This window comes from Deltaproteobacteria bacterium (assembly GCA_005879535.1).
In the GTDB taxonomy this organism is placed as follows: domain Bacteria; phylum Myxococcota; class Myxococcia; order Myxococcales; family 40CM-4-68-19; genus 40CM-4-68-19.
In genome coordinates this window covers 13,547-28,128 of sequence record VBKI01000047.1, presented here as the reverse complement: position 1 = coordinate 28,128, position 14,582 = coordinate 13,547, and the positions used below count along the sequence as shown (strand labels likewise).

Here is a 14,582-nt window from a genome sequence, read left to right as displayed (position 1 = left end):
TCCCGATCCGTTACCCGCGCTGGTTGCGCGCCCAAAGCTCCAGGCAAAGCAAAGTCCACGCCTGCTGCGGATTCCCTCGAGGCACGAGCGATTGCGCGAGCGCGCGATCGATGGCGCGCGGGTCGAGCAGGGTCCTGATCCGGGCGGTCGGCGCCCGCACGAGATCGTGGAGCATCTGCCGCAGCGGTCCCCGGAGCCAGGCGCCGATCGGGACCGAGGGAGGCCGCGGAGGACGAATGAGCACGTCGCGGGGCAGCAGATCCGCCACCGCTTCCCGCAGCAGCCGGCGCACGTGGAGGCGGCCGAGCTTCTCCCTCCAGGGAGGCGGGACGACCGTCTGCGCCAGATCGACGTCGACGAACGGCGTGCGCACGTCGCGCCCGTTCGCAGCGACGTCGAGGCGGAAGAGCACGTCGTCGGGAAGCGAGACCTCCAGATCGAACGCCAGCGCCGCCTCCAGCCCTTCGAGATCGGCGGTGCGCGGGCCCGGCGCCGTCCGGGCCGAGCTCCCCAGGAGCGCCGCCCGCTCCTCGAAAGTGAAGATCTCCACCAGCGCGCGCGCGCGCTCGGGCCCGGTGGTCCGCAGGGTCACGGCCGCCCGGTGCAACGTGCCGCGGTGGCGGATCGGCGCCACTTTGCGGAGCAGGTTTGCCGCGCTCGCGGCCGGCCGCAGCTCCGGGATGCGCGCCGCCCGCAGGTAGCGGACGTGGCCGGCGAAGAGCTCGTCGGCGCCGTCCCCGGTGAGCACCGGTCCGTGCATCTCCCGCAGAAGTCCCGCCATGGCGAGCAGCGCCGGGTCCGCGAACGGCTCGCCGGCCTCGGCGATCAGGGCGGGAAGGTCCTCCGCCGGCCGGTGCACGACGCGCAGCTCATGGTGCTCGGATCGGAAGCGCTCCGCGATCCGCCGCGCCAGCTCCAGGTCCTCGTCGCTTCCGGCTGCATAGGTGCGAACCCGGCCGGAAAGCCGGGTCATCAGGGCGACAAGCGCGCTCGAGTCGAGTCCTCCGGAGAGCAACGTCGCCGGCCGGTCGGCGAGCCGCCGCCGGACTGCCTCTTCCAAACGCGCGCGCACCGCGATGCGCGAGGGCCTGGGCCCGGAACCGGGCAGCGGCGTCTCGAACCAGCGATCCAGGCGCGCGCCGGACTCATTGAACCGGACCAGGTGTCCGGAAGGCACCTTGCGCACCGCGCTCCAGGTCGTGGCTGGCGCGGGAACGTAGCCGAGCTCGAGATAGTCCGAGAGCGCGGCGCGGTCGATCTGGCCGCGCGGCGCTGCTTTTGGCGAGCGCGTCCCGAACCAGATCTGCTTGCCGGAGACGCAGTAGTAGAGCGGCTTTCGTCCGAGGGCATCGCGCGCGAGCAGCAGGGACCTCGACTTCTCGTCCCAGAGGGCCACCGCGAACGCGCCGCGCAGGCGGTGCAGCGCGCTCTCGCCGTGCTCGGCAAAGAGACGCGTCACCTCGTCGGCGCCGACTTCCCCGGTGAGCAACAGACCTTGCTTGACTTCCCCGGACAGATCGAGGTGTCCGTTCACGCGCTGGGGCCTTCCGGATGACGCGAGCGCGAGGGACGCGGCCTGTCCTTCGGCGTCCAGAGCCGCTCGTCGCCCGGGCGACGCAACCGCGCCGTCATGCCGTGGCGGGGAAGGTACGCGCCGCATCGCGGGCAGGTCGGAATGCGGAGATTGCGCACCATGCGTCCGCAGGCGCCGCAGAAGCGCGTGAGATAGAGGTACCCGACGGTGACGATCACCACCGCGAGAACCAGCGCGATCCGGAAGCCCGGCGACGCGTGCAATAGCAAGCCGCGCTGGGCTGCGACGCCCACGAGGAATCCGGCGAGGGCGAGCAGCGTGACCCGTAGCGCGATCCGCTTCAGGTTGCCCCGCGTCCGCCCGCGGGCCAGGAACCACAGCCAGAGCGCCGCCGCCAAAGCGACCGGAACGATGAGCGCGGCCTGCACGCGCCTCGTTTAGGCCGCATTTGAGGGCCTGTACAGCTTAAAGCAGCTGCGTAGCCGCATACCCGCACTTCGTGCGGGAGCGGCTAGAACAGCCGCGAACGCAGACGGCGCAACTTCGCGAACCGCCTTCTCGTCTTCCGCTTCATCGTCCCCTCTCGCAGAACCCGACCAGCACCCCTGCCACCCGCTCCGCCGCGCGCCCGTCCCACAACTCGGGAATCTGTCCGCGCCGGCCCCCGCCGGCGAGCACCTCGCGCGCCGCCGCGACCGCCCTCGCCGGGTCGGTCCCGACGAGCTGGTTCGTCCCCACTTCCACCGTCACCGGGCGTTCGGTGTTCTCGCGCAGCGTCAGGCACGGGATGCCGAGCGCCGTGGTTTCCTCCTGGATTCCGCCCGAGTCCGTCATCACCAGCCTCGCGTCCGCGATCAGGGCGAGGAAGTCGAGGTACCCGAGCGGCTCCACCAGCCTCAAGCCGGGCGCGTCGAGGTCCGGCGGGAGGCGTGCGCGCGTCCGCGGGTGGATGGGAAACACCACGGGTACCTGCGCCGCGACTTCGGTCAGCGCCGAAAGCAGGCGCCCGAGCGCGACCGGTTCGTCGACGTTCGCCGGCCGATGCAGGGTCGCGAGCGCGTAGTTGCCGCGGCCAAGCTCGAGGCGCTGGTGGATGCGGCTTTCCCGCGCGCGCGGCAGAGCGGCGTGGAGAGAGTCGATCATCACGTTGCCGACGAAGTGCACGCGCGCCGGATCGATCCCTTCCTGGCGCAGGTTCTCGTCGCCGTCGCGCGAGGGCGTGAACAGCAGATCGGAGAGGCGGTCGGTGAGGACGCGATTGATCTCTTCCGGCATCGTCCAGTCGCGCGAACGCAAGCCGGCTTCGACGTGCGCGATGGCCACGCCCATCTTCGCCGCCACGAGGGCGACGGCGACCGTGCTGTTCACGTCGCCTGCCACGACCACGACGTCGGGGCGCTCGCGGACGAGGACCGGCTCGATCTCCATCATCACCTTCGCCGTCTGCTGCGCGTGGGTGCCGCTCCCCACGCCGAGGTGGACGTCGGGATCCGGCATGCCGAGGTCGCGGAAGAAGACGTCCGACATCCTCGCGTCGTAGTGCTGTCCGGTGTGCACCAGGACCTGCTTCACTCCCTCGAGCCGGCGAAGCTGGGCGAGGATGGGCGCCACCTTCATGAAGTTCGGGCGCGCTCCGACGACGTGAAGAATCTTCACCCGGCTACCGTGCGCACGGCTGTCGGGGACCGCAACTTCCGTTGTTATACAGATGACTGGGAGACAGCCTGGCGGACGATTCGCTCATCCATTACGAGGTCGAGCCCAACTACGCGGGCTGGACGCTCGCCGCGTACGTGGCGGAGAAGCTGAAGCGCCCGCTCCCGCCGGACCGTCTCGATCGCCTGCTCCGAGGCCGCGCCCTGGTTCACACGGAGGCGGAGCTGCTTCCGCACACGAAGATCTGGCCCGGCCTGCGCTTCTCGCTGCGCAAGAGAAGTCCGGGCGATTCGGGCGAGCCGCCGCACGTGCCGGTCATCTACGAAGACGAGGCGCTGCTGGTCGTCGACAAGCCCGCGGGCCTCGCCGTGCACCCCACCGCGCGCTATCACATGACGACGCTGACCTGGGCCCTGGAGCAGCGGCACCGCAATGCCCGCGGAGAAAAGCCGGACCCTGCTCACCGCCTGGACCGGGAAACCAGCGGACTCCTTGCCTGTGGACGCTCGTCCCTCCACACCCGGCGCCTGAAGGCCGCCTTCGCCGGCCGCGAGGTCGAGAAAGCCTACCTGGCGGTGGTGCAGGGTTCGCCGCCAGAGGACCGGTTCGACATCGATCTGCCGCTCGTCGTGGGCGGCGGCAGGGTGAAGGTGAAAGTGCGCGTCGACGCCGCGGGTGCTCCTTGCCTCACCTCGTGCGAGGTGGTTCGACGCTATGAAGGGGCCACCCTGCTCCGCTGCGTTCCTCGCACGGGCCGGCAGCATCAGATCCGTGCGCACTTGCACGCGGCGGGATTCCCGCTCTTCGGAGACAAGCTGTACGGCCCCTCCGAGGAGATCTTCCTCCGGTTGGCGGAGAGCGGCGGCTCGCCCGCGCCGCCGGGCATGTTCGACGAGCTGATCACCGCCGAGGAGCGCCGCCAGCTGCGCCTGTGGCGCCAGGCGCTGCACGCGAGCGAGCTGAGCTTGCCGCACCCGGTGAGCGGGGAGCCGATGCGATTCGAGTCGCCACTGCCCGCGGACATCGCGGCGCTGCTCGAGAGTTTCAGGCCGATCTAGAGCGGCTTTGCCGGCTATTGCTCGAGGCTGAACCGGTCATGGCGCCTCGAAAGAACGCCACGACGCCGGCGAGGCCCTCCGCGAGCTGCAGGCGTGGCTCGAATCCGAGCAGCGCCCGCGCGCTGGAGATGTCCGCCGACGACTCCCGGAGGTCTCCGGGCCGCGGCGCCTGGAACTCGATCTCCACCCGCGCCGCGGACTCGCCGATCACCTGCTTGAGCGTGGCGATCAGATCGAGCAGGGACGAGCTGCGCCCGCTGGCGACGTTGATCACCTCGCCCGGCGCCTTCTCGCTCATCGCCGCGAGCAGGTTCGCGCGGACGACGTCTTCGACATGGACGAAGTCGCGCGTCTGCAGCCCGTCTCCGAACACGATGGGCCGCTGCCCGGCGAGGAGCCGCGTGGTGAACCGGGGGATGGCGGCGGCATACTCGCTCTTCGGGTCCTGCCGCGGCCCGTAGACGTTGAAGAACCGCAGTGCCACGCACGGCAGGCCGTACGCGCGCGTATACGTCTGGGCGTACAGCTCGCAGGCGATCTTCTGCGCCGCGTAAGGGCTCATCGGGCGGGGGACCAGGTTCTCGTGCTTCGGTTGCTCGGGACTGTCGCCGTACGCCGCGCACGAGCAGGCCAGCACCACCCGGCTGACGGCCGCCGCCCGGGCGGCCTCCAGCACGTTGACGGTCCCGCCGACGTTCACGGCATTGGTCCTCTCCGGTTCCGCCATGGACAGGGGCACCGAGGGAATGGCTGCGAGATGAAACACCCAGGTGGACCCCTCCACGGCCCGTCGCGCCGTCTCGCGATCGGCGACGGAGCCTTCGATGAGCGTGAACTTCGGATGTTTCGCGAGCAGCGCCGCCGTGTCCCGCTTGCCGCTGGAGAAATCGTCGAGCCCCACCACGTCGTGCCCTTCGCGAAGCAGGGTCTCGGCGAGATGCCCGCCGATGAAGCCCGCCACGCCGGTCACGCACACCTTCGACATCAGCGTTCCCCCCCGGCTAGCGCGTGGCAGCGGGTGTCTCCGTCGGAGCGAAGGTGTAGGCGAGTCCGCACGCCTGTCTTCCCTCCGGCGTGGTCAGCTTGTCGCAAGTGCATTCGTTGGCGTCCAGCTTCGCCTGGCAGAGTTGCTCGTCTTCGTTCCGAATCGAAAAAACCTTCTCCTGCTGCCTGACCTGGGCTTGGCACCCCGACCTCAAGACGTCGTCCGGCTGACAGTTGCAGATCTGATCCGCCAGCTTGAGGCAGGCGTTGCCGCAGCCGGCGGCCTGCGTGACAGTGAGCACGAAGCCGAGCAGGAGCAAGGGCTTGAAGCGGTGCATGGCCGGCGCGCGATCTAGCACAGCTCTGCGCCGGCACGGGATAAAAGAGCCCGATGCGCTTCCTCTGGGTGCACGGATTCGCGAGCGGCCCGAGCTCCAGCAAGGGGCGTTTCGCCAGGGATCGCCTGCACGAACGCGGCGTCGAGCTCGCGATCCCGGATTTCAACGAGCCGTCGTTCTTCGACCTCACCGTCTCGCGGATGCTCACGCGGATCGACGGACTCGCAGGCGAGGATGAGCCGGCGATCCTCTTCGGATCCTCCCTCGGCGGATTCGCGGCGGCCACCTGGGCGGCCATGCGTCCCGAGCGCGCCAGAGCGCTCGTGCTGCTCGCCCCTGCGTTCGATCTGGCGCCGCGCTGGGCGGCGCGCATGGGCCCGCAGGAGGTCGCGCAATGGCGGCGCCGCGGACGGTATGCGTTCGATCACTACGCCCGCGGGCGGAAGGAGGAGCTCTCCTGGGCCTTTCTCGAGGATGCCGGCCGACATCAGGGCTTTCCCCTCCCCCGTTGCCCCACGCTCGTCATCCAGGGATCGAGAGACGAGGTGGTCGATCCCGCTCTCGCCCGCGAATTCGTCCGCCGCATGGAAGGGCGCGCCCGGCTCATCGAGCTCGACGAAGGGCACGAGCTGACGGCGGACCTTCCCGCGCTGTGGAAGAGGATCGAGCGGTTCCTCGCCGCTCAGGCGCTCCTGCCGACCCCGTAGTACGAGAATCCCAACGCGCGCAGGCGGGCCGGATTCCAGATGTTGCGTCCGTCGAAGAGGACCGGCTGGCGCATCGCCGCCTTGATGCGAGCGAAGTCTGGCTGGCGGAATTCGTTCCATTCGGTGACGAGGAAGAGCCCGTCGGCGCCCTGGACGGCGAGATAAGGGTTGTTGACGAACTGGACCTTGTCGCCGAACTCGCGGCGGACGTTGTCCATCGCCACCGGGTCGTGCGCGGCGACCACGGCTCCTTCCGCCAGCAGCTCGTCGATCAGCGCCAGCGCCGGAGCGTGGCGGACGTCGTCGGTCTTGGGCTTGAAGGCGAGGCCCCACACGGCGAGCTTCTTTCCCCGCAACTTGCCGGCGCCGAAATGCGCCCGCGCCTTCTGCGCGAGGAGCCGCTTCTGCCGGTCGTTCACCGCGTCCACAGCCGAGAGCAGCGTGAAGTCGAGGCCGTGGTTGCGCGCGGTGGCGATCAGCGCCTTCACGTCCTTGGGGAAGCAGCTCCCTCCGTAGCCGCATCCCGGGAAGAGGAACTTCTGACCGATGCGCTCGTCGGCACCCATCGCCTTGCGCACCGAGTCCACGTCCGCGCCCACGCGCTCGCAAAGCATGGCCACGTCGTTCATGAACGAGATGCGCGTCGCCAGCATGGCATTGGCGGCGTACTTGGTCAGCTCCGCGGAGCGCGGGTCCATGAAGTAGATCGGGCTCTCGGTGCGGACGAACGGCGCGTACAGCTCGGCCATGATCGCCTTCGCCCGCTCGCTGGGAGACCCGATGACGATGCGGTCCGGCCGCTGGAAGTCGTCGATGGCGGCGCCCTCCTTGAGGAACTCGGGATTGGAGACGACGTCGATCTCCACCTTCGCGCGCGCAGCGATCTCCGCCTGCATGCGCGCGGCGGTCCCCACCGGCACCGTGCTCTTGTTCACCACCACGGTGTAGCGCTCGGCGCAGTCGGCCACCTGCTGCGCGACCGACATGGCCGCGCGCAAGTCGGCGTCGCCATCGTCGCGCTGCGGGGTGCCGACGGCGATGAACACCACGTCGCTGCCGCGCATCGCGTCCGCCAGCGCGGTGGAGAAGCTGATCCTCTCCGCCGCGATGTTCTTGTGCAGCAGCTCATCGAGGCCCGGCTCGTAGATCGGGCTCTCGCCCTTCTTCAGGGCATCGATCTTCGCGGCGTCGACGTCGACGCACACCACCGCATGCCCCGAGTCTGCGAAGCATACCCCTGCGACCAGGCCGACGTAGCCGGTCCCGACGACGACAATACGCATGGAGCGTTTTCTACCCCGCTCCGTCGAGTCGGCGCTACTCGACCGTGACCGACTTGGCGAGGTTGCGGGGCTGGTCGACGTCGGTGCCGCGGTGATCGGCGACGTGGTAGCTGAAGAGCTGCGTCGGGATCACCGACACCATCGGCATGAGCAGCGGGTTGGTCTGCGGCAGCGGAATCGATGCCTCCGCGAGAGAGGGCACCCGCGCATCGCCCTCCGAGTGGATGGCGATGACCCGCCCGCCGCGCGCCCGCACTTCCTGGATGTTGCCGAGGATCTTCTCGTAGTTGACGCCCGGCTCGCTCTCCGAGTCGCGCGGCGCGAGCACCATCACCGGCATGTTCTCGTCGATCAGCGCGATGGGCCCGTGCTTCATCTCGCCGGCGGCGTAGCCCTCGGCGTGGATGTACGAGATCTCCTTCAGCTTGAGCGCGCCCTCCAGCGCCACCGGGTACTGCGGCCCCCGCCCGAGGAAGAGCAGATCGCGCGCCTGGCTGAACCGGTACGCCGCCTGCTTGATGATGTCCTCGTACTTGAGCACCCGCTCGACCAGCATCGGGACCTCGTTCAGCGCCTGCAGATGACGCTGCGCTTCGGCCGCCGAGAGCGTGCCGCGCAGGCGGCCGAGCCGCACCGCCAGCAGGAAGAACGCCGCGAGCTGCGTGGTGAACGCCTTGGTCGAGGCGACGCCAATCTCGGGACCGGCGTGCGTGTAGAGCACGTCGTCCGCCTCGCGGGCGATGGCGCTGCCTACCACGTTGCAGATGGCCAGCGCCCGCGCCCCGCGCGCCTTCGCCTCGCGGAAGCTGCCCAGCGTGTCCGCCGTCTCCCCCGATTGCGAGACCGCGATGCAGAGCGTGTTTCCATCGACCAGCGGCTCGCGGTAGCGGAACTCGCTCGCCAGGTCCACCTCGACGGGCATCCGGGCCAGCGTCTCGATCATCAGCTTGCCGGTGAGCGAGGCGTGCCAGCTCGTTCCGCAGGCGACGATCTGGACCTTGGAGAACCTCTGGACCATCTTCGCGTCCAGGTGGCAGCCGTCGAGGTAGACGTCGCCCTCCTCGACGCTGGCGCGGCCGCGGATGGTGTCAGTGAGCGCGCGCGCCTGCTCGTGGATCTCCTTGTGCATGAAGTGCTTGTGGCCGTTCTTCTCGGCCATGGTCGGAGTCCACTCGATGCGCTTCACGCCGCGGGAGAGCTTGTGGCCGGCCTTGTCGGTGAGCTCCACGCCCTGCTTGGTGATCACCGCGAAGTCGCCCTCCTCCAGGTAGATGACGTCGCGGGTGTGCGCGAGGATGGCGGGGACGTCGGAAGCGACGAAGTTGCAATGCTGGCCGAGACCCACCACCAGCGGGCTCGCGTTCTTGGAGACGACCAGCATCTCGGGAAACTTCTCGGAGACGACGGCCAGCGCGTAGGTTCCTCTCACGTTGCCGAGCGCTGCGCGCACCGCCTCGGGAAGCTGCAATCCCTTCTCGATCTCCACCTGGATCAGGTGGGCGAAGATCTCGGTGTCGGTCTCGGAGCTGAACTTGTGCCCCGCCCGCGTCAGCGCCTCCTTCAGCTCGAGATGATTTTCGATGATCCCGTTGTGGACCACCGCCACGCCGCCGTACTTGTGCGGGTGCGCGTTCTCGTCGGACGGCTTGCCGTGCGTGGCCCAGCGGGTGTGGCCGATGCCGGTGGCGCCCTTCGGCATCGACTCGCCGAGGCGCTTCTCCAGATTCGACAGCTTGCCCTTGGCCCGCACCACCGACAGGCCGTTGTCGCCAAGGACGGCGACGCCGGCCGAATCGTATCCGCGGTACTCCAGCTTCCGCAGCCCCTCGACCAGCAGGCCTGCGCACTGCTCATCCCCGACGTATCCCACGATGCCGCACATGATCCCGGTTCTCCCTAGGCTTTCTTCGACGCCTTCTTCGGCGCTTTCCGTTCGACCCACCCCTCGATGTTCCGCTGCTTGCCCGCGCTCACTGCGAGCGCACCCGCCGGAACCTCTTCCCGAACCGTAGTGCCCGTTCCCACGTAGGCGCCCTTGCGCACGGTCACCGGAGCCACCAGCTGCGTGTCGCTGCCGATGAAAGCGCCGTCCTCGATGGTGGTGACGTGCTTGTTCACCCCGTCGTAGTTGCAGGTGATGGTGCCCGCCCCGATGTTGCAGCCTTCGCCGATCACGGCGTCGCCAAGATACGTCAGATGGCTTGCCTTGCTCCCCCTTCCGAGCACCGTATTCTTCAGCTCCACGAAGTTGCCGACGTGCGTCTGCTCGGCAAGCTGTGCACCCGGCCGCAAGCGCGCAAACGGCCCGACCGTGGCACGTGCCCCGACCCGGCACTCCGTCAAATGAGAGTACGGCAGGATCTCGGCGCCATCGGCGATCTCGCTGTCCACGATCACACAGCCCTGGCCGATGCGGACGCCGCGGCCGATCCGTGTCTTGCCCCGGAGCGACGCCATCGGCTCGAGGACCGTGTCGGCGCCCACCTCCACGCCCTCGTCCACGTACGTGACGTCCGGGTCGAGGAAGGTGACGCCGTCCTTCATCAGCTGCGCATTGCGCCGCTCGCGAAGCTGCGCGGCGCTCCTGGCAAGCTGCGCGCGATCGTTGACGCCGGACACTTCGCTCTCCTCCGCCACGACCGCAACCGCGCGGCCCCTGGCGACGATGTCGGTCAGATAGTACTCGCCTTGGGCGTTGTTGCGTCCCACCCCCCGCAGCGCACCGAGGAGGAATCTCGCGTCCGCGAGGTAGATGCTGGCGTTGATCTCGGAGATCTTGCGTTCCTCCACCGAGGCATCCTTCTCTTCGACGACCTTCGCCACCGTGCCGTCGCGGCGGCGCACGACGCGGCCGTACCCGGTCGGATCGGTGGCCTTGCAGGTGATCAGCGCGACGTCCGCGCCTTGCCGCGCCGCGATCAGCTTCTGCAACGTCTCGACGCGGATCAGCGGAACGTCGGCCGCGAGGATGAGGACGCTTCCCTCGAACCCGCGAAGCGCTTCCTCCGCGCAGAGCACGGCATGCGCCGTGCCGAGCTGCTGCGCCTGAACCGCGAAGCGGACGGGCGCGCCGGCGAACTGACGTCCGAGCACATCCTGCACGACGTCTGCCTGGTGCCCGATCACGACCACCACGGGCGACGCGTCGAGGGCCAGGGCCGCCCGGATGGGAAAGAACGCGATGGGCCGTCCCGAGGCCTCGTGAAGCACTTTCGCCTTCTCCGACTTCATCCGCATGCCCTTGCCCGCGGCGAGCACGACGGCGGCGATCTTCTGTCCGGCTTCCGACAAGACCTTCCCCCCGCGCAGTTGTCCCGGTTTGGTAGGCAGTCGGCCGCCTCCTGCCAAGTGGATGCCACATGTTAGCGTCCTCCACATGTTCGTCGATCTGCACCTGCACGCCGACGGGATTCCCGACCAGGATCTGGCGACGCTGGCGTATTTCGGCGTGAAAGCTGCGGTGACGTGCGCCCGGGACGCAGGGGCGGGCAGCGCTGCCGATCTGCGGCGGCACTGGGACGAGCTGGTCCGCGTGCAGACCGCGCGCCTCCGGCAGGCCGGCATCCGGCCCATGGTGGCGCTGGCGCTGCATCCTTCGCGGATCCCCTGGCACGGCGTCGACGACCTGCTGCAGCGGCTGCCGCACTATTTCGACGATCCGCGGGTAGTCGCCCTTGGAGAGCTCGGCCTGCAGGACGGCGGCGAGCGCGAGGAAGAGATCCTCTCGCGCCAGCTCGAGCTTGCCGCCCGACTGCGCAAGCCGGTGATCGTGCACACTCCCGACCGGAAGAAGGCGGCGCGAACGCGGCGGCTGCTCGCGCTGCTGAAGGAATCGGCGGTGGAGCCTGAGCGCGTGCTCGTCGATCACGTGAACGCTGAAACCTTCGCGCTCGCCCGGGGCATCGGATGCTGGGCCGGCCTCACCCTGCAGCCTGGCCTCTTCGAGGCGGAAGCCGCCGCGGCGCTGATCTCGAAGCACGGCGCCGACGGCATCGTCCTCACGAGCGACATCGGCGAAGGCCCGACCGATCTGCTCGCGCTGCCCAAGGCCGCCGAGGCGCTGAAGGCCGCCGGTCTGAGTGACGAGCTGCGGCGGCGCGTCTTTTTCGAAGGACCGCTCGCGTTCCTTCAGGCGTGAGCCGGATACGCAAGGGTGTGCGGTTTCACACCTCGACCCAACCCAGCGAGGCCCCGTAGGGTTTCTCCTCGACCGGCGCGGCGCTCTCCCCTGGCGGGAGGGCGCGGCTGGCCGGGAAGGGGCAGCGCTTCCGCAATCCCGCGGACCGCTGGGTGAACGTCGCCGGAAGCCGGGCACGCGCCTCGAGGAGGCGTATTTGCTGGCTCTCGTCTCAGCCCTGATCGCGGCGACGCATCCGTCGCTGTTCTTCGGCGCCTCCGACGTCCCTGCCCTGCGGCAGTCCGCGCAAACGACGCACGCGGCGATCGCCTCGCACATCACCGCCATCCTCGATCAGCACCTCAACGACCCGGCGCCGACGCCGGGCGACTACGACGACTACCGGTTCCTCGGGAACCAGGTCGCGGTCTGGGCGTTCGCGTACCAGATGACGGGCAACGCGCAGTACGCCGCGATGGCCCGGAGCCAACTTCTCACCTACGCAGACTGGAGCAGCTGGGACAACGGCGAGACCGCCGATCTCGGCGGCCCGGACCTGAACACCGCCCACATGCTGCTCGGCAACTCCGTCGCGTACGACTGGATCTACGAGACGCTGTCGGCGGCGGATCAGGCGACGATCGCGAACAGGATCGGCGTCGAGGCGGAGAAGGTCGCGGCGTACATGCCCGACGCGTGGTGGGTCGACGAGTACCTGCAGAACCACAACTGGATCGACACGGCCGGCCTGGGGATGGCGGCGCTGGTGCTGCAAGGGGAGGACTCGCGCGCCTCCAACTGGCTTTCCCTCGCGCAGGGCAACCTCGACATGCTGCAGCAGACGATCGGCCTCATCCCGGATGGGTCCTGGCACGAGGGCTTGCCTTACGAAGGGTATGGGCTCGCCATGTCGCTGCCCTTCTGGCAGGCGATGCGCCGCGCCGGCTCCGACTACACGGACATGGGCCTTCTGCGCGGGTACGGCCTCTTCTTCCTTTACGCAGGCATTCCGGACGCGCCGCGGCAGGTGATTCTGCCCTTCGGCGACTTCACACACTGGCCGGGCCAGATGGTGATGCAGATCAGCCGCTTCGTTGCCTCGCGGTTCGGCGACGGATTCGCAGAGGCGGCCGCGCAGCGGTACATCAACGCCGTCGGCCGCGGGAACTTCCTTCCCGAGCTCTGGTACGACGTGTTCGAGTTCATCGGCTACGACGCGACGGTCGCGGCCTCCGACCCACACACGCTGCCGCTCGACGGGTTCTTCACCGACATCGGGTCGGCCGCGCTGCATACGACGTGGGATCGCGGCGATCTGGCGCTGGGGTTCAAGGCCGGCGTGTACGGCGGGCGCGTCAACTTCAACCGGCTGGCGGTCCAGGGGTCGCCGGCAGGCGGCTGGCTCGACTGGGGCCACGACCACAACGACGACATGACCTTCTGGCTCTTCGGCCGTGGAGTGTGGCTTGCGCCGGAGGCGATGGGCTACGACGCCGGCAGGAGCACCGACTACCAGTACCCCGCGAACCAGACCGCGTATCACAACGCGATCCTCGTCGACGGCACCGGACAGCTCGGCGACACGCGCGTCTCGGATTCGAACTACGGCAACGGATGGTTCTTCAACCGCGTGTCGACGCCGCTCTTCACGCCCACCGGCACCGCCGATTACGCCATCGCCGGAGGCGCGGGTGCGAAGCTCTTCGCGACCGCGCTGGGGATCTCGCGCTGGGATCGCATCGTGGTGCTCGCGCGCGGACGGTACGCGCTGGTGCGCGACGACGTCGAGGCGGCCAGCGCGCACGCCTACGACTGGATCTGCCATTTCAACGACGGCGTCTCCGTCGACACGGCCTCGGGCTGGGTGCAAGGCATCGGCAAGGCGCAGCAGTCCCTCGGCATTCGCGTGCTTGCTCCGTCCTCGTGGACCGCGACCACCGGCACACAGACGGCGCAGCTGATGGATCAGTTCGATCCGGACGGGCAGGTTTTTTGGGTGCGCGTGCGGCCCTCGGCAAACGCCGCGAACGTGCAGTTCCTCCACGCGTTGATCCCGGTGGCGACTTCGCAGTGGGCGTCGCGTACTGCCGTGAACCGCCTCGACGACGCCGACGTCGGCGCCGGCGCCGTAGTCGCTCCGGGCTCGCCGCTCGAGGAACGCTGGATCTTCGCCGGCGCCGGCGCGGTTGGGAAGAGCGCGGGAGATCTCGTGCTCACCGGCTCGCAGGTCGGCATGGCGGGGCGCGATGCGACGGGAGCTCCGGCGCGCGCCGTGCTGTTCGGGCCCGGAAGCATCTCCGACCAGAGCGGAGGACGGCTCCTGCTGTCCACGCAGAGCGCGAACGCGATCGAGACGAAGCTCGTCGGCACGACGCTGGCGGTGACCGGCAATCCGGTCCGCGACTTCCAGGCATATGCACCAGCGGCGTCCGCGGTGACGCTCAACGGCGTCACGGTCGACGCGACGCTCAGCTCCGGGCTCGTCGTGTATCCCGCGGGCTCTCCGCCTCCGCCCGTCGACGCCGGAACCCCCGACGCGGGAACACCCGACGCCGGCGCGCCCGACGCAGGAACCCCGGATGCCGGCACGCCGGACGCGGGAACGCCAGACGCAGGGCTGGCCGACGCGGGGGGTCCCGGCGATCTGTGCGGGAACTGCCAGCCGCCGGCTGACGGCGGTTCCAACCCGCCGTTCGATGCCGGCAGCGGGATCGGCGGCGGAAAGCTGCCGGACACAGTCTCCCACGGCTGCTCACACGCCGATGGAACGATCGGGTGGTTGGCCGCCTTTGTGTTGACGGCGCTCTCCGTACGCCGGCGGCGAAACGGAACTTGAGTCGAGCCCGATTGCCAGACACACTGGCGTTGGAGGGTCTGCTCGGTCAGTCGGCGTGTGGTACCGTGT

The 14,582-nt window shown here is 69.1% G+C and carries 11 protein-coding genes; 4 read left to right on the top strand and 7 right to left on the bottom strand.

Annotated elements, in window-relative coordinates; translation table 11 throughout:
* Positions 1-10: 10 nt before the first annotated feature.
* A complete protein-coding gene (locus tag E6J58_03735; GenBank protein TMB40828.1) occupies positions 11-1,660 on the bottom strand; it encodes a hypothetical protein in 1,650 nt (549 codons plus the stop codon).
* A 444-nt stretch (positions 1,661-2,104) separates the two neighbouring features.
* Positions 2,105-3,190 (bottom strand): UDP-N-acetylglucosamine 2-epimerase (non-hydrolyzing), encoded by a 1,086-nt coding sequence (locus tag E6J58_03730; GenBank protein ID TMB40827.1) that lies wholly within the window; start codon positions 3,188-3,190, stop codon positions 2,105-2,107.
* Between the two features lie 56 nt (positions 3,191-3,246).
* On the opposite strand from E6J58_03730, the gene E6J58_03725 reads away from it, so the two are divergent.
* The gene (locus tag E6J58_03725) at positions 3,247-4,248 is read left to right on the top strand and encodes an RluA family pseudouridine synthase (GenBank protein ID TMB40826.1); all 1,002 of its coding nucleotides are present in this window, start codon (positions 3,247-3,249) and stop codon (positions 4,246-4,248) included.
* On the opposite strand, the gene E6J58_03720 is transcribed toward E6J58_03725, so the two are convergent.
* The gene (locus E6J58_03720; protein ID TMB40825.1) at positions 4,235-5,233 is read right to left on the bottom strand and encodes an NAD-dependent epimerase/dehydratase family protein; all 999 of its coding nucleotides are present in this window, start codon (positions 5,231-5,233) and stop codon (positions 4,235-4,237) included. The genes E6J58_03725 and E6J58_03720 overlap by 14 nt on opposite strands.
* A 16-nt stretch (positions 5,234-5,249) precedes the next feature.
* The gene (locus E6J58_03715; protein TMB40824.1) at positions 5,250-5,570 is read right to left on the bottom strand and encodes a hypothetical protein; all 321 of its coding nucleotides are present in this window, start codon (positions 5,568-5,570) and stop codon (positions 5,250-5,252) included.
* 53 nt (positions 5,571-5,623) lie between these two features.
* Here E6J58_03715 and E6J58_03710 point away from each other — a divergent pair, with 53 nt between their 5' ends.
* Positions 5,624-6,277 (top strand): alpha/beta fold hydrolase, encoded by a 654-nt coding sequence (locus E6J58_03710; GenBank protein TMB40823.1) that lies wholly within the window; start codon positions 5,624-5,626, stop codon positions 6,275-6,277.
* Here the strand turns inward: E6J58_03710 and E6J58_03705 are convergent.
* Genes E6J58_03705 through glmU form a run of 3 tightly spaced genes read right to left on the bottom strand, consistent with a single transcriptional unit; the run spans position 6,253 to position 10,938 of the window.
* Positions 6,253-7,560, bottom strand: coding sequence for a UDP-glucose/GDP-mannose dehydrogenase family protein (locus E6J58_03705; protein ID TMB40822.1), 1,308 nt, complete (start codon positions 7,558-7,560; stop codon positions 6,253-6,255). The two genes, E6J58_03710 and E6J58_03705, sit on opposite strands and share 25 nt — an antisense overlap.
* Positions 7,561-7,594: 34 nt before the next feature.
* A complete protein-coding gene (gene glmS / locus E6J58_03700) occupies positions 7,595-9,442 on the bottom strand; it encodes a glutamine--fructose-6-phosphate transaminase (isomerizing) (GenBank protein TMB40821.1) in 1,848 nt (615 codons plus the stop codon).
* Between the two features lie 14 nt (positions 9,443-9,456).
* Positions 9,457-10,938, bottom strand: coding sequence for a UDP-N-acetylglucosamine diphosphorylase/glucosamine-1-phosphate N-acetyltransferase (glmU, locus tag E6J58_03695; protein ID TMB40820.1), 1,482 nt, complete (start codon positions 10,936-10,938; stop codon positions 9,457-9,459).
* Here glmU and E6J58_03690 point away from each other — a divergent pair.
* Positions 10,796-11,698 carry a hydrolase TatD gene (locus E6J58_03690; GenBank protein ID TMB40819.1) on the top strand — a complete coding sequence of 301 codons (903 nt, stop codon included), beginning with the start codon at positions 10,796-10,798 and terminating at the stop codon, positions 11,696-11,698. The genes glmU and E6J58_03690 overlap by 143 nt on opposite strands.
* A gap of 196 nt (positions 11,699-11,894) precedes the next feature.
* Positions 11,895-14,513 (top strand): DUF4962 domain-containing protein, encoded by a 2,619-nt coding sequence (locus E6J58_03685; GenBank protein ID TMB40818.1) that lies wholly within the window; start codon positions 11,895-11,897, stop codon positions 14,511-14,513.
* Positions 14,514-14,582: the final 69 nt, after the last annotated feature.

Excerpts from the sequence above, each read along its gene's own strand:
- E6J58_03735 (TMB40828.1), bottom strand. The coding sequence starts at position 1,660 with ATGCGGCGCGTACCTTCCCCGCCACGGCATGACGGCGCGGTTGCGTCG.
- E6J58_03720 (TMB40825.1), bottom strand. The coding sequence starts at position 5,233 with ATGTCGAAGGTGTGCGTGACCGGCGTGGCGGGCTTCATCGGCGGGCAT.
- E6J58_03715 (TMB40824.1), bottom strand. The coding sequence starts at position 5,570 with ATGCACCGCTTCAAGCCCTTGCTCCTGCTCGGCTTCGTGCTCACTGTC.
- E6J58_03710 (TMB40823.1), top strand. The coding sequence starts at position 5,624 with ATGCGCTTCCTCTGGGTGCACGGATTCGCGAGCGGCCCGAGCTCCAGC.
- E6J58_03705 (TMB40822.1), bottom strand. The coding sequence starts at position 7,560 with ATGCGTATTGTCGTCGTCGGGACCGGCTACGTCGGCCTGGTCGCAGGG.
- glmS (TMB40821.1), bottom strand. The coding sequence starts at position 9,442 with ATGTGCGGCATCGTGGGATACGTCGGGGATGAGCAGTGCGCAGGCCTG.
- E6J58_03690 (TMB40819.1), top strand. The coding sequence starts at position 10,796 with ATGCCCTTGCCCGCGGCGAGCACGACGGCGGCGATCTTCTGTCCGGCT.
- glmU (TMB40820.1), bottom strand. The coding sequence starts at position 10,938 with ATGTGGAGGACGCTAACATGTGGCATCCACTTGGCAGGAGGCGGCCGA.